Here is a 13,492-nt window from a genome sequence, read left to right as displayed (position 1 = left end):
GCAGGAGGCCCCGCCATGACCTCGACCCTGCTCACCGGCATGTCCGAGCTCTGGACCCTCGACCCCGCCTTCGACGACCCCGCCCGCCCCGGGCAGGTCACCGAGGAGCAGGTGCTGCGCGGGGCCGCCCTCGTGATCGAGGACGGCCGCGTGGCCTGGACCGGCCCCGCCGCCGAGGCACCTGCGGCCGACGCGGCTGAGGACCTGGGCGGCCGGGCCGTGCTGCCCGGCTGGGTCGACTCCCACTCCCACCTGGTCTTCGACGGGGACCGCGCCGCCGAGTTCGAGGCGCGGATGGCGGGTCAGGCCTACGCCGCCGGCGGCATCGGCGTGACCACGTCGGCCACCCGGGACGCCTCTGACCAGCGCCTGCGCGGCCTCGTGCGCGCTCGACTCGCCGAGGCCGCCGCGGGCGGCACCACCACGATGGAGACCAAGACCGGCTACGGGCTCACCCTCGCCGACGAGCTGCGCGCCGCCCGCCTGCTCGGGGGGCTCGCCGCGGCCGGCGAGCTCGACGAGGTGACCTTCCTCGGCGCCCACCTCGTGCCGGGCGAGTACGACGGGCGGGACGGCCGCCCGGATGCCGAGGACTACGTCGACCTCGTCGCCGGGGAGATGCTCGCCGCGGTCGCCCCGCACGTGCGCTGGATCGATGTGTTCTGCGAGGAGGGGGCCTTCGACCCGGAGCAGTCCGCGCGGGTGCTGCGCGCCGGGGCCGCAGCGGGGCTGGGCCTGCGGGTCCACGGCAACCAGCTGGGCCGCAGCGGCGGGGTCGCGCTCGCCGTCGAGCTGGGCGCTGCGAGCGTCGACCACCTCAACCACCTCTCGACCGGCGACGTCGAGGCGCTCGCGGCCACCGCGTCCCGGCCGGTGGCCGCGGAGCCCGCAGCCTCGCAGCCAGCCGGTGCGGACGCCCCGGTCGACGGTTCCCCGGACCGCTTCGCCGTCGACGCCGGGCCGACCGTCGCCACAGTGCTCCCCGCCTGCGATCTCTCCACCCGCGCCCCGCTCGCCCCGGCTCGTGAGCTGCTCGATGCGGGCGCCGTCCTCGCGATCGCGAGCAACTGCAACCCCGGCACGAGCTATACCAGCGCGATGAGCTTCTGCGTCGCGACCGCCGTGCTGCAGATGCGTCTCTCGCTCGCCGAAGCGGTGCGTGCCGCGACCCGAGGCGGGGCCCTCGCCCTGCGCCGCGGCGACGTCGGCCACCTCGCCGTCGGCGCCCGCGCCGACCTCCACGTGCTCGATGCGCCGGCCGCGATCCACCTCGCCTACCGGCCCGGCATGCCGCTGACCCACCAGGTGCGGCGGCGCGGGCAGCGGATCGCGTGACCCAGCCTGCCCTGGCCGCAGGGCCCCGGCGCCGAGGAATGCTCGATTCTGAACCGGAATCGTGCCCGGAGAGGTTCAGAACTGCGCACTCGTCGGTGCGTCGGTGCGTCGGTGCGTCGGTGCGTCGGTGCGTCGGTGCGTCGGTGCGTCGGTGCGTCGGTGCGGCGCGAGGTCGGCGATGAGCATGTTCACCCCGCGCGGACGGGTCGGGAGCGGCGTCGGGCGGTACTCTGAGGGTCGCCGCCCGCCCCCGAAGGTCCTGGAGCGGCCGCCACGCCCCGTCCGCCGCCCCGGAGCGCCTGCCCCCGGAGCCCCCTGAAAGAAGTCCCATGGGAGAACTGCACCTCGGCTTCGAGATCGCGGCGCTGGTTGTGCTCTGCGCCATCCTCGTCGCCGACCTGCTGATCGTGATCAAGCGGCCGCATCTCCCCTCCATGAAGGAATGCGCGGGCTGGATCGGCTTCTACGTCGGCCTCGCGCTGGTGTTCGCGGTCGTGCTGTTCTTCGTGGGCGGCTCGAAGCCGTCCTCGGAGTTCCTCACCGGCTGGTTGCTCGAGTACTCGCTGAGCATCGACAACCTCTTCGTGTTCATCCTGATCATGGCGAAGTTCGGGGTGCCCAGGAAGTATCAGCAGGAAGCGCTGATGGTGGGCATCATCATCGCGCTCATCGCGCGCGGCCTGTTCATCCTCGCCGGCGCCGTGATCATCGAGCACTTCGTCGGCGTGTTCTACATCTTCGGCCTGTTCCTGCTGTACACCGCGTGGAAGCAGGCCTTCGGCGACGATGACGACGACTCGGAGTCGCCGGTCATGCGCCTGGTACGCCGCTTCATCCCGGTCTCCGAGGAGTACGACGGGAACAAGCTCCGCACCGTCGTGGACGGCAAGAAGCTGTTCACCCCGATGCTGCTGGTGTTCATCACCCTGGGCGTCACCGACGTGATGTTCGCGCTGGACTCGATCCCCGCGATCTTCGGCGTCACCCGCAACCCGTTCCTCGTGTTCACCGCGAACATCTTCGCACTCATGGGTCTGCGCCAGCTGTACTTCCTGCTCGGCGGGATGCTGGACCGCCTGGCGTACCTCAAGTACGGCATCGCCGCGATCCTGGGCTTCATCGGCGTGAAGCTGGTGATCCACGCGATCCACGAGGCTCCGCTGGGCTTCGTGCCCGGCTTCGACGTCCTGCAGAGGATCCCCGAGGTGCCGATCTGGCTGTCGCTGGGCTTCATCGTGGTGGCGATGGGCGTCGCGATCGCGGCGTCGCTCGTGGTCGCCGGCCGACGCGAGGGCGAGACGATCACCCGCGACTGACGGCCGGGCCGGTGCCCGGCCGGGCACGCAGCGAGCCTGCGGCCGCCCGCCGTGCCCGGGCGGGGCTTCCGCCCGTCCGGGCGGAGGACGAGGATGGCCTCATGAGCACCGCCCAGAGGCCCCGCCGGGACGGTCCCGTGCACGGGATCGTCCCCCCGCACCTGCTGCGCCGGCTCGCGGACGCCGAGCCGGCGCAGCGCGCCGCGGAGCGCACCCTCGCCGTCGGGCGCGACCTGGCCGGACGCCGCGAGGTGCGTGCTGCCCGCGCTCGACGCCCCGGGGCGCCGGGGCCCGTCGGCCGGGAGACGGGTGCCTCTCGAGCAGACGTGCCGGGGTCCGGCGCCGGCCTGCTGCCCCCGCATCTCGCGCAGCGGGTCCCGGACCGGGCGGCCCTCGCGCCCCGCACCGCGGCCGAGGAGCAGCCCGCCCCGCATCGCAGCGTCCACGACGCCGGCGGCGGCACCGCCCTGCCCGGCCGACTCGTGCGCGCCGAGGGCGAGGAGCCGACGGGAGATGCCTCCGCCGACGAGGCCTACGACGGCCTCGGCGCGACCTGGGAGCTCTTCGACCAGGCCTTCGACCGCGACTCCCTCGACGGGGAGGGCCTCGGACTCGTCGCCACCGTCCACTACGGCCAGGACTTCCTCAACGCGTTCTGGGACGGGCAGCAGATGATCTTCGGCGACGGGGACGGGATCCGCTTCGCCTCCTTCACCGGCGCGGTGGACGTCATCGGGCACGAGCTCACGCACGGCGTCGTGCAGTACACCGCGGGGCTGATCTACGTCGCCCAGCCCGGTGCTCTGCACGAGTCGATCGCGGACTGCTTCGGCGCGATGGTCAAGCAGCGCGTGCTCGGCCAGGAGGCGGCCGAGGCGGACTGGCTGATCGGCCAGGGCGTGTTCACCGCTGCGGTCCAGGGCGAGGCGCTGCGCTCGATGAAGGCGCCGGGCACCGCCTACGACGACCCCGTGCTCGGCAAGGACCCCCAGCCGGACTCGATGGCGCACTACGCGGATCTCCCGCACGACGAGGCGAACGACAACGGCGGCGTGCACATCAACTCCGGCATCCCCAACCGGGCCTTCCATCTCGCCGCGACGGGTATCGGGGGACGCTCCTGGGAGGGGGCGGGCCCGCTCTGGTACGACGCGCTCACCCGCGGCGGCCTGCCCAAGGACGCGGACTTCGCGACCTTCGCCGAGGCGACGCTCGCGGCCGCTGCATCGCGCCACGGCGAGGGCTCCTCGCAGCACGAGGCGGTCGAGCAGGCCTGGCGCACCGTCGGCGTGCTCTCGGCGCCGACGGGGAGGAGCTGAGCGACATGGACCAGGACGGTGCGGGAGGGACGGGCCGGGCCGGGCTGCCCGGGATGGAGGAGGTCCCGGAGGGCGAGGCGGCGTGCTGGCTGGGCATGCTGTGCCCGGAGTGCGGGGCGATGCCGGAGGGCGAGGGGGCGCGGGACCCGCGCGTGCCGTGCTGGAGATGCGGCACGGTGCGGGAGACGGAGCCGGACGGTCGGTCGGACCCGCGAGACCTGCCGGGCTCGGAGGACGGTCCGTCGGACGGAGCCGCGCGCGGCGAGCCGTGAGGCGCAGCCCCCGCGCTCACACCGCCGGGGTCGCGAAGCCTCCGTTGGACAGCAGCAGCTGCCCGCGGATCCAGGCCCCGCGCTCGGAGACCAGGAAGCGCACCAGGTCCGCGACCGTGCCCGGGCCGCCGAGCTGCCCGCCGGGGGTCTGCGCGGCGCAGGCGGTGCGGGTCTCCTCGTCCATCCAGCCGGTGTCGATCGGACCGGGGTTGATGACGTTGGTGCGGATGCCGCGGTCCGCGAGCTCGTGCGTTCCGGCCAGCACCAGGCGGTCCAGCGCCCCCTTCGTCGCCCCGTAGGGGAGGTTGTGCGCGGTGTGGTCGCTGGTCAGTGCGATCACCGCGCCGCCCCTGCCGCTCGCGTCGCCACCGCTGTCCGCTCCGCTCGCGCTCCTGCCCGCGCCCTCGACGCGTGCGGTGTCGCCGGCGCCGGCGGGCACCTGCTCCGCGAAGGCCTTCAGCAGCAGCCAGCTCGCGCGCACGTTGACCGCGTAGTGACGGTCGAAGCTCTCCACCGTCGTGTCCAGGATCGAGGAGTCCACCGACTCGCAATGGCACATGACCAGGGCGCCGAGCGGCCCGAGCGCGTCGCGGGCGGCGGAGACCAGCCGGGCGGGCACGGCCGGAGCGGCGAGGTCGCCGGGCAGCAGCTCGACACGTCGGCCCCTGGCGCGCAGCTCCTCGGCGAGCAGCTCGACGTCGGCGTCCTCCCCGAGCACGCGTCGGTCGTAGTCGGCGTGGAAGGAGAGCGCGAGGTCGTAGCCGTCCTCGGCGAGGCCGCGCGCGATCGCGGCACCGATCCCGCGCCGTCGGCCGACGCCGGTGAGCAGGGCGGTGCGGGGAAGAGCAGGGGCGAGGTGCATGGACGCACCCTACGGAGCGCTCCGCCGCCGCGGCCAGCACTTTTCGTGCCCCGCGAGTGGGGTGGGAGCCCCGGCCGGCACGGCGTCGATCCGCTGCCAGGGGCCTCAGCGCGCAGGTCCGGCCGCACGGGCGAGGACCTCGGCCGTGCTCGCGAGCGCGACCTGCGGGCCGAACAGGCTCATGGTGTGCAGGGCGGCGGCGCCGCTCGCCTCGTCCGAGGCGGCGCACGCATCGGTGACCACCGTGAGGCGGGCACCCGCGTCCGCGGCGGCGAGCACGGTCGTGATCACGCAGCAGTCCGTGGAGACCCCCGTGACCAGCAGCGGTGCCCGGGTCGCCGCAGTGCCGAGACGCTCGACCAGCTGCGGTCCCCACTTGCCGAAGGTCGGCTCGTCGAGCGTCGGGTGCGCGGTGAGCTCCGCGGCGCCGTCGACCAGATCGTAGAGCGGATCCGTCGCGGGGACGTCCGCGAAGGGCCAGACCGCGAAGTAGTCACCCCAGGACGTCTCGCGATCGGCCGTCGGCAGCCAGCGGCTCACGAGCGTGCGCTCGGGGCCGACCAGCGCGGCGAGCTCCCGGATCCGCGCCCAGGCCCCCTCCCAGAACGGGGAGGCCCAGTCCGAGCCGGGATCGGCGAAGATCCGCTGCGGGTCGATGATCAGGAGCCAGGGGGCCGGGGCGCCCGCGCTCCGCGCTGTGGGGTCCATGATCGGCACTGTAGAGGGCCGATCCGGTGCGGGCGTCTCGGGGGGCATTGCGAACAGTGGCGCTGAGCCGGCATCGAGGTCGATACACGGGGGTGGATGCTGGCTCAGCGCCAGTTCTTGCAGTGGCGCGGGGCGGCACGGGGCCCGGCCTGCCGCTCAGGACGCGGGGAGGCACGCCCTCCGCTCCTGCGCCCGGATCCGGCCGCGCCGCGCGAACCAGGTCACGGCGAAGGAGAACAGCAGCGCGAAGAGCACGCCGAGGTTCGCGTACGCCCAGTTCCCGTCCCAGTACGCCCCGGCCGGGTCCGCGACGAATGTGCCCAGACCCAGCGGCTCGAGCAGGTAGCCCTGCCAGTTGTTCCACGGGGCGTCCTCCGCGAAGGAGTTCACCACCAGGCCCCAGCCGATCGCCGAGGCGACGACCATGGTCCCCACGGAGATCCAGTCGACCGAGCCGTAGCGGCCCCGCGGATCGAACAGCGCCTGCTCGTCGTAGTCGGCGCGGCGGGAGAGGACGTCGGCGATGAGGATCCCGGCCCAGGCCGCGATCGGCACGCCGAGCGTGATCAGGAAGCTCTGGAACGGGCCGATGAAGTTCTGCGCGAAGAACGCCACCCAGATCGTGCCGGCCGTGAGGATCACCCCGTCGACCGCGGCGGCGGCCGGGCGGGGGATGCGGATGCCGAGGCTGATCAGCGTCAGCCCCGAGGAGTAGATGCCGAGCACCGCGCCGGAGACCAGGGTCAGCACGGCCACGATCCAGAAGGGCACCAGCGCCCACAGCGGCAGGATCGAGATCAGCGCCCCGATCGGGTCCGACTCGATCGCCGTGTCCAGCGCGGGATCGGAGCCCGCCAGCAGCAGCCCGAAGATCACCAGCACCACCGGTGCGGCCGCGCCGCCGATCGTGTTCCACAGCACGATCGACCCGTCGGACGCCGAGCGCTTCTGATACCGCGACCAGTCCGCGGAGATGTTGATCCATCCCAGGCCGAAGCCGGTCATGACCATCACGAGCGCGCCGATCATCGCCTGCGGCGGTCCGGCCGGCGCCGAGAGCACCGCGGCGACGTCGATGTGGGGGATCGTGAGGATCATGAACAGGATCGTCATCGCGCCGGTCGCCCAGGTCAGGATCGACTGCAGGCGCATGATCGTGTGATAGCCGAGCACGGAGGCGCCGACGATCAGCGCCGCGATCGCGAGCGCCGCGATGACGGTGACGGCGCTTCCCGCCCCGATGCCGAGGATCTCGAACACGGTGGCGGTCGCGAGCACGGCGGAGATCGCCAGCGAGGTCTCCCAGCCGATCGAGGTCAGCCACGAGACGATCCCCGGCACCTTCTGCCCGTGCACGCCGAAGGCCGCCCGGGAGAGCACCATCGTCGGCGCGGAGCCCCGCTTGCCCGCGATCGCGACCAGGCCGCACAGCGCGAAGCTGATGACGATGCCGATGACGGCGACGACGGTCGCCTGCCAGAAGCTGATCCCGAAGCCGAGCAGGTAGGAGCCGTAGCTCATCCCGAACACGGACACGTTCGCGGCGAACCACGGCCAGAACAGGTCGCGCGGGCGGGCGGTCCGTTCGGACTCGGCGATGATCTCGATGCCGGTGGTCTCGACGAGGGGCGAGGTGCGGGCGCCCTCGGGCGCGGGCGAGGAGAGGGACATGAGCGAGAGTCTCCCACGTCACAGCCCCGCACGGTGTCTGCTGCATCATGGCGGGGGCCGACGGGGCGGGCGTATCCTGAGAGCACCCCGTGCTCCGCCCCCGCGCCTCCGATGCGCCCGGCCGGGCCGGATCCCACCCTCGACGACGACCCCGGTCGTGCCTCCTCCTCGTGCGCCCCGACAGCGGTCGCGTCCGTCCCACGGAAGGAGCCACGTGCCCCGGACCGAGTCCGTCTCCGCGCGACTGCGCGGCCTGCTCACCATCGCCCCTGCCCGCGTCGACCACGTCCCCGCCTTCCGCATCGCGGTCGGGCTCGCGATCCCGCTGGCCGTGCTGCTGCTCGCGGGGCGCATCGAGTGGGCGATGTACGTCGGGTTCGGGGCGTTCACCGGGATCTACTCCCGCTACGAGCCGACGCGGACGCGGTTCCGGAGGCAGTCCCTGGCCGGCGCGATGCTCGCCCTGTGCGTGGCGCTCGGCGCGGGCCTTGCCCAGCTCGGAGAGGTGCTCCCGCAGGCGGTCGCCTCCTGGCTGATCATCGTCGTCGCCGCTCTGGTCGCCGGCGGCTCGGCGGTCTTCGTGACCGCGAACGGGCTCAAGCCCGGCGGGGCGATCTTCCCCGTCTTCGCGACCGCGGCGGTGGCCTCCGCGCCGGTCGCCGCCCCGTTCTGGGGTGCGGGCCTGATCGCCGCGGCGGTCGCGGGGCTGTGCGTGGTGCTCGGGCTGCTGGGCCACTGGGCCGGGGAACGGCACCCGGACGTGGTGCTGGGCCGGGACCACGAGCTCGTCACTTCCCGGGAGCTGGGTACCGAGTTCGTCCGCTACACCGCTGCGGCGCTCGTCGCCGGTGCACTCGGTCTCCTCTCGGGCCTGCCCTTCCCGTACTGGGCGCAGGTCGCGGCGGTCGCCCCGCTGGCCCCGCCCGGCCACGGCGCCCGCGTCGAGAAGGCGGTGCACCGCCTGGTGGGGACGACTCTCGGCGTCGGGGTCACGGCCTTCCTGCTGTCCTTCCCGGCCGAGCCCTGGCAGCTCGTGGTGTGGGTGGTCCTGCTCCAGTTCCTCGCCGAGATGTTCGTGCTGCGCAACTACTCCCTCGCCCTGCTGTTCATCACCCCGCTGGCGCTGCTCATGGTGCAGCTGGGCCATCCCCAGCCCGTCGGCCCGATCCTCGAGGCGCGCGTGCTCGAGACCGCGATCGGAGTCGTCGTCGGCCTCGCGCTGGTCCTGGGGCGCTTCGCCTGGGAGCGTCGCGGGGCACGGTCGTAGGCTCTCCGGCATGGGGAAGCGGCGCTATCGACTGCACGAGGCGGCAGCACTGCAGGGGGAGATCCGTGAGCGGCACGGCCAGGACGCCGATGCCGTCATGGCCGGGATGCTCGCCGAGCGGTCCGGGGCGAGCCGCGCTGAGGCCACCTATCGCCGGGCGATGGCGCGGAACCGGGGACTGAGCTTCCGAGCGGTGGATACGAACCTGCCCCGACGGGTGCTCTACCCCGAGGAGACCGTCCACGAGGTCGCGGTGGGCGCCGCACGCTCGGACACCTTCCCGCTGCTGATCGTCACCGACCGCAGGGTCCTGATCGTCATGGACCGCCTGCGCGGCTGGACCGTGCTCGAGGAGGCGCCGGCCGCCGCGGTCACCGGTGCCGCGCTCGAGGAGCGGCTGCTCTCCGCCCGCTTCCGCGTCCGCGTGCGCTGGGGCAGGGACCTGACGATGAAGGTCAGGCACCGGGAGCGCAGCCAGGAGGTCGTCGACCTGCTGCAGCATCTGGTCGCCGGCGGTGCGCCGCCCTCCTGGCCCGCGCGCGCGTGCGAGCACCCGGCCGCTCGCGAGGCGGCGCCGACGCGCCGAGCGCCCGGCCGATGAGCCGGCCCCGGTCCGCGGAGCGATCCTCCGGCGCCCACGGCGCCGCGTCGGCATACCGTCGGCCCATGAGCGATCCGACCCCCTACACCCACGGCTACGGCGCTGCGGTGCTCGGCAGCCACCGCGCACGCACTGCGGAGAACTCCGCCGCGCACCTCCTGCCGCACCTGCGGCCCGGGCAGCGGCTGCTGGACGTGGGCAGCGGCGCGGGCACCATCACCGCGGACCTCGCCCGGATCGTCGGCCCCGAGCACGTCGTCGCGCTCGAGGTGGGGGAGGAGTCCGCCGCACTCACCCGCGCCGAGCTCGAGCGGCAGGGGCTCGGGGAGGTCGACGTGCGCGTCGGCGACGCGCAGGCGATGCCCTTCGAGGACGACGCCTTCGACGTGGTCCACGCCCACCAGGTGCTCCAGCACCTGCCCGCCCCGGTGCAGGCGCTCGCCGAGATGCGCCGTGTCACCCGCCCCGGCGGACTGGTCGCCGTGCGCGACAGCGACTACGAGGGATTCCGCTGGTGGCCTGAGACGCCGGCCTTCGACCGTTGGCTCGCGCTCTACCTCCGCGCCACCCGCGCCAACGGCGGCACGCCCGACGCCGGACGGCGCCTGCTCGCCTGGGCCCACGAGGCGGGCTTCACCGAGGTCACCCCCACCAGCTCCACCTGGCTGCACGCGACGCCCGAGAGCCGAGCCGCATGGGCGGCGACCTGGTCGGGCCGGATCACCACGGCGCCGCTCGCGGACCAGCTCGAGCGCGAGGGCTGGGCCGACGCGGCCGAGCGCGAGGAGATCGCCGAGGCCTTCCGCGCCTGGGCGCAGGACCCCGACGGCTGGTTCGTCCTGCTGCACGGCGAGATCCTCGCCCGCGCCTGACGCGGCAGGCGGCGCGCTCACACCGCGATCAGCGCGATCCCGCCCAGCACGATGACCGCGCCGAGCAGGCGTCGCAGCGGGTCGGGCTCCTTGAACAGCCACCAGGCCAGCAGCGAGCCCACCACGATGCTCGACTCCCGGGCCGGGGCGACCAGCGACACCGGCGCGGTGCGCATCGCCTCCAGCACCAGCACGTAGGCGAGCGGCGAGAGCACCGCGACCACCGCGATCTCCCGCCACCGGGCGCGCCACACCGCAGGCAGCGCCGCCCGGTGCCGGCGCAGCAGCGTCGGCGTCATCAGCACCACCTGCCACAGGCAGCTCATGACGAAGTAGGGCACCGGCGGCTGCGCGAGCGCCGTGACGGCCCAGCTGTCCCACAGCGTGTACGCGGCGATCGCCAGTCCCGTCGCACCGCCCCAGAGCAGCCCGGCGCGCACCCCGTGGCGGCCCGAGGCGGCCCCGCCGGTGGCGACCACGACGATCCCGGCGATCACCACGAGCGCGCCGATCCCCGCCGCCCAGCCCGGTCGCTCCCCGAGCACGAGGATCGCCACCGCCATCGAGAGCACCGGGCCCACCCCGCGGGCGACGGGGTAGACGACCCCGAGGTCCGCCCGGGCGTAGCCGGTCTGGAGGGTGAGCTGGTAGGCGATGTGCAGCAGGCCCGAGACCAGCGGGGCGAGGACGAGGGCGGGGGAGAGGGCGTGCCCGCTCGTGAGCAGCACGAGCCCCGCCGGCGGCGCCCACAGCACCACGGAGGCCAGGTCGTAGCTCCACACGAAGGCGTAGCCGCCGGTGTCCACCCGCTTCGCGGCGAGGTTCCACAGGGCATGGCAGAGCGCGGCGACGAGCACCAGCGCTAACGCGAGGCTGCTCATCGGCCCCACCGGCTGCTCCGGCAGGTCCGGCTGCTGCGGTCGGGCCCACCCCGTGACGGTCCGTGCATCGCTCCAGTGTCCCGCCTCGCCGCGGCGAGGGGTGGACGCGCCCCGCCCCAGCCCCTATTGTTGAAAACGAAAGCAGATTGTCGTCGTCCCGCGTCCGAAAGGTCCTCCCATGGCACTCAGCACCGCGCTCCTCCGCGCCGTCCCCGGCGCGTTCATCCTCAACTCCGGCATCGGCAAGCTCGGGATGGACGCCGGAACCGCCGAGCACATGCGCGGCATGGCCGCCCAGGGCGTGCCGGCGCTCGGCAAGCTCACCCCTGAGCAGTTCGCGAAGTTCCTCAGCTACGGCGAGATCGCCGTCGGCGCCTCCCTGCTGCTGCCCTTCGTGCCCACGAAGATCGCCGGCCTCGCGCTCGGCACCTTCTCCGGCTCGCTCGTCTCGATGTACCTGCGCACCCCCGGCATGACCCAGGCCGACGGCGTGCGCCCCACCCAGGAGGGCACCGCCATCGCGAAGGACACCTGGCTGCTCGCGATCGCTGCGGCGCTCGTGCTCGCCGGCGGCAAGGACAAGGGCGCGAAGATCGCCGAGTGAGCCGCGGCGGCGGCAGGGTCGGTCAGGCCGCCGCCGAGCGAGCCCCGACCGCCACCGAGGGATCCGCATCCGCGGCCGATGTGCGAGCGTCGGCCGCGGAGCCCTTCAGGCCCGGGTGCGCGCCGAATCCCGGCGACGTTCGAGGAAGCGCCGCTCGCCCTCGCTGCCGCCGAGCTCGAGCGCCCGCTCCCAGTCCCCGACGGCCCGGCCGTGCTGCCCGGTCTCCTCGTGGAATAGAGCCAGCGCCGCGTGGAAGGGGGAGTGGGCGCGCAGCTCGGGCTCCTCGCCGAGCTGCTCGAGCAGTGCCAGTCCCTCCTCGGGGCCGTGTGCCCGCCCCGCCGCGATCGCCCTGTTCATGCGCACCACGGGGTCCTCGCCGCGGGCCAGCAGCAGATCGTAGAGCGCCACGATCTGAGCCCAGTCGGTCTCCTCGAAGCGCGGAGCCTCGGCGTGGAGCGCGGCGATGGCCGCCTGGATCGCGTAGCGACCGGCGTCGGGCGCGGACGCGGCACGTTCGACGAGGGCCAGCCCCTCCGTGATCCGCTCGCGGTCCCAGAGCGTGCGGTCCTGGTCCTCGAGCGGGATCGGGACGTCGTCGGCATCCGCGCGCGCCGGGGAGCGCGCATCGGTCAGCAGCAGGAGCGCCAGCAGCCCCGCGGGCTCCGCGTCGTCGGGGGAGAGGCGCTCGAGGATCCTCGCGAGGCGGATCGCCTCGGCGGTCAGATCCCGGCGGATCGGTGCGTCCCCGCTGGTCGCGGCGTATCCCTCGGTGAAGACGAGCGAGATCGCCCGCAGCACGAGCGGCATCCTCCGCGCCCGCTCCTCGGGGTCCGCGGGAACGGTCAGGGGGATGCTCGCGCCCGCGATCCGCTTCTTGGCCCGCGTGATCCGGGCCTGCAGCGTCGGCACCGGCAGCAGCAGGGCCTGCGCGACCTCGGCCGTGGTCAGCGAGCCGACGAAGCGGAGCATGAGCGCGATGCGGTCCGCGGGCGCGATCGCCGGATGGCAGCAGCCCATCAGCATCGCGAGTCGCTCGTCGGGCAGGTCGGAGCCGTCCCCGAGCGCCGGGTCCTCGAGAGCGCCGGACTCCGCGCTGGGAGCCGTCGGCGTCCCCTCGCGCACGCGCAGGACGGCCAGGCGCCGCGCGGCGGTCGCATCCCGCCGCACCCGGTCCAGCGCGGACCGGGTCGCGGCCGTGGTCAGCCAGGCCAGCGGCGTGCGAGGGACGCCCTGCTCGGGCCAGGTGCGCAGGGCTGCCTCCATCGCCTCGGAAGCCGCGTCCTCGGCGAGGTCGAGGTCCCCGAAGCGGCGCACGAGCGTGGCGAGCAGCCTGCTGTGCTCCTCCCGGTGCACCCGGGCCAGCACGTCGTCCGCACCCTGCTCGTGCGTCGCGTCGGGTTCCATCTCTGCCCCCTCCGGTCTGCTCCGGCTCAGATCTCGAGCAGCGGCCGCACCTCGACGCGGCCCCCGATCGCGCCCGGGCACTTCGCCGCCCAGGCGAGGGCCTCGTCGAGGCTCGGCACCTCCAGCACGATCGTCCCGCCCACGAACTCGCGGCTCTCGGCGTAGGGGCCCGCGGTGATCACCGCCTCCGCCTCGGCGTCGGCGCGGGTCACGCTGGTGCCCTCCTCCGGGTCGGTCAGGGCGAAGCCGCCGGCCAGCACGCCGGCCTTCTCCAGCTCGGCGTCGAAGGCGGCGAACTCCTCGGGACCGGGGCCCTCCTCGGTCTCGCCGCAGCGAGCATCGTCCAGGTTCCCCATCAGCAGCAGCACGTACTTCATGGT

At 74.0% G+C, this 13,492-nt stretch carries 13 protein-coding genes; 7 read left to right on the top strand and 6 right to left on the bottom strand.

What is annotated here, in order from left to right:
• The first annotated feature begins 15 nt into the window (after positions 1-15).
• From D1648_RS17205 to D1648_RS17195, 3 genes are all read left to right on the top strand, one after another.
• The gene (locus tag D1648_RS17205) at positions 16-1,335 is read left to right on the top strand and encodes an amidohydrolase family protein (RefSeq protein WP_122943811.1); all 1,320 of its coding nucleotides are present in this window, start codon (positions 16-18) and stop codon (positions 1,333-1,335) included.
• 329 nt (positions 1,336-1,664) lie between these two features.
• Positions 1,665-2,651, top strand: coding sequence for a TerC family protein (locus D1648_RS17200; protein ID WP_122943810.1), 987 nt, complete (start codon positions 1,665-1,667; stop codon positions 2,649-2,651).
• 101 nt (positions 2,652-2,752) lie between these two features.
• On the top strand, positions 2,753-3,970 hold the full coding sequence (locus tag D1648_RS17195; RefSeq protein WP_164518789.1) for a M4 family metallopeptidase: 1,218 nt from the start codon (positions 2,753-2,755) through the stop codon (positions 3,968-3,970).
• Between the two features lie 288 nt (positions 3,971-4,258).
• On the opposite strand, the gene D1648_RS17190 is transcribed toward D1648_RS17195, so the two are convergent.
• The 3 genes from D1648_RS17190 to D1648_RS17180 form a co-directional block, all read right to left on the bottom strand.
• Positions 4,259-5,104, bottom strand: coding sequence for an SDR family oxidoreductase (locus tag D1648_RS17190; protein ID WP_122943809.1), 846 nt, complete (start codon positions 5,102-5,104; stop codon positions 4,259-4,261).
• 105 nt (positions 5,105-5,209) lie between these two features.
• A complete protein-coding gene (locus D1648_RS17185; protein ID WP_122943911.1) occupies positions 5,210-5,812 on the bottom strand; it encodes a cysteine hydrolase family protein in 603 nt (200 codons plus the stop codon).
• A gap of 156 nt (positions 5,813-5,968) precedes the next feature.
• Entirely contained in the window at positions 5,969-7,483 is a 1,515-nt protein-coding gene (locus tag D1648_RS17180) for a cytosine permease (RefSeq protein ID WP_122943808.1), read from the bottom strand.
• Between the two features lie 214 nt (positions 7,484-7,697).
• Between D1648_RS17180 and D1648_RS17175 the strand changes: the two genes are divergently transcribed.
• The 3 genes from D1648_RS17175 to D1648_RS17165 all read left to right on the top strand — a co-directional run bounded on the left by D1648_RS17175 (position 7,698) and on the right by D1648_RS17165 (position 10,223).
• Positions 7,698-8,750: an FUSC family protein gene (locus D1648_RS17175; protein ID WP_122943807.1), complete on the top strand. Its 1,053-nt coding sequence runs from the start codon at positions 7,698-7,700 to the stop codon at positions 8,748-8,750.
• Between the two features lie 10 nt (positions 8,751-8,760).
• The gene (locus D1648_RS17170) at positions 8,761-9,351 is read left to right on the top strand and encodes a PH domain-containing protein (protein WP_122943806.1); all 591 of its coding nucleotides are present in this window, start codon (positions 8,761-8,763) and stop codon (positions 9,349-9,351) included.
• 65 nt (positions 9,352-9,416) lie between these two features.
• The gene (locus D1648_RS17165; protein WP_122943805.1) at positions 9,417-10,223 is read left to right on the top strand and encodes a methyltransferase domain-containing protein; all 807 of its coding nucleotides are present in this window, start codon (positions 9,417-9,419) and stop codon (positions 10,221-10,223) included.
• A gap of 17 nt (positions 10,224-10,240) precedes the next feature.
• On the opposite strand, the gene D1648_RS17160 is transcribed toward D1648_RS17165, so the two are convergent.
• Complete coding sequence (locus D1648_RS17160) at positions 10,241-11,104, bottom strand: DMT family transporter (RefSeq protein ID WP_122943910.1); 864 nt, start codon at positions 11,102-11,104, stop codon at positions 10,241-10,243.
• A 178-nt stretch (positions 11,105-11,282) separates the two neighbouring features.
• Here D1648_RS17160 and D1648_RS17155 point away from each other — a divergent pair, with 178 nt between their 5' ends.
• A complete protein-coding gene (locus D1648_RS17155) occupies positions 11,283-11,708 on the top strand; it encodes a hypothetical protein (protein WP_122943804.1) in 426 nt (141 codons plus the stop codon).
• 105 nt (positions 11,709-11,813) lie between these two features.
• Here the strand turns inward: D1648_RS17155 and D1648_RS17150 are convergent, their stop codons facing one another.
• Both D1648_RS17150 and D1648_RS17145 read right to left on the bottom strand, forming a co-directional pair.
• Entirely contained in the window at positions 11,814-13,112 is a 1,299-nt protein-coding gene (locus D1648_RS17150) for an RNA polymerase sigma factor (RefSeq protein ID WP_122943803.1), read from the bottom strand.
• Positions 13,113-13,138: 26 nt separating this feature from the next.
• The gene (locus D1648_RS17145; RefSeq protein ID WP_122943802.1) at positions 13,139-13,489 is read right to left on the bottom strand and encodes a YciI family protein; all 351 of its coding nucleotides are present in this window, start codon (positions 13,487-13,489) and stop codon (positions 13,139-13,141) included.
• Positions 13,490-13,492: the final 3 nt, after the last annotated feature.

The organism is Brachybacterium sp. EE-P12 (genome assembly GCF_003711805.1).
Classification (GTDB): Bacteria; Actinomycetota; Actinomycetes; order Actinomycetales; family Dermabacteraceae; genus Brachybacterium.
The sequence above is the reverse complement of the archived record's forward strand: the minus strand, read 5'-3'. Positions and strand labels throughout refer to the sequence as shown.

Bases quoted from the DNA above. Each gene is read 5' to 3' on its own strand.
- D1648_RS17155 (WP_122943804.1), top strand. From the start codon at position 11,283: ATGGCACTCAGCACCGCGCTCCTCCGCGCCGTCCCCGGCGCGTTCATC.
- D1648_RS17195 (WP_164518789.1), top strand. From the start codon at position 2,753: ATGAGCACCGCCCAGAGGCCCCGCCGGGACGGTCCCGTGCACGGGATC.
- D1648_RS17150 (WP_122943803.1), bottom strand. From the start codon at position 13,112: ATGGAACCCGACGCGACGCACGAGCAGGGTGCGGACGACGTGCTGGCC.
- D1648_RS17170 (WP_122943806.1), top strand. From the start codon at position 8,761: ATGGGGAAGCGGCGCTATCGACTGCACGAGGCGGCAGCACTGCAGGGG.
- D1648_RS17190 (WP_122943809.1), bottom strand. From the start codon at position 5,104: ATGCACCTCGCCCCTGCTCTTCCCCGCACCGCCCTGCTCACCGGCGTC.
- D1648_RS17165 (WP_122943805.1), top strand. From the start codon at position 9,417: ATGAGCGATCCGACCCCCTACACCCACGGCTACGGCGCTGCGGTGCTC.
- D1648_RS17200 (WP_122943810.1), top strand. From the start codon at position 1,665: ATGGGAGAACTGCACCTCGGCTTCGAGATCGCGGCGCTGGTTGTGCTC.
- D1648_RS17205 (WP_122943811.1), top strand. From the start codon at position 16: ATGACCTCGACCCTGCTCACCGGCATGTCCGAGCTCTGGACCCTCGAC.
- D1648_RS17160 (WP_122943910.1), bottom strand. From the start codon at position 11,104: ATGAGCAGCCTCGCGTTAGCGCTGGTGCTCGTCGCCGCGCTCTGCCAT.
- D1648_RS17145 (WP_122943802.1), bottom strand. From the start codon at position 13,489: ATGAAGTACGTGCTGCTGCTGATGGGGAACCTGGACGATGCTCGCTGC.
- D1648_RS17180 (WP_122943808.1), bottom strand. From the start codon at position 7,483: ATGTCCCTCTCCTCGCCCGCGCCCGAGGGCGCCCGCACCTCGCCCCTC.
- D1648_RS17185 (WP_122943911.1), bottom strand. From the start codon at position 5,812: ATGGACCCCACAGCGCGGAGCGCGGGCGCCCCGGCCCCCTGGCTCCTG.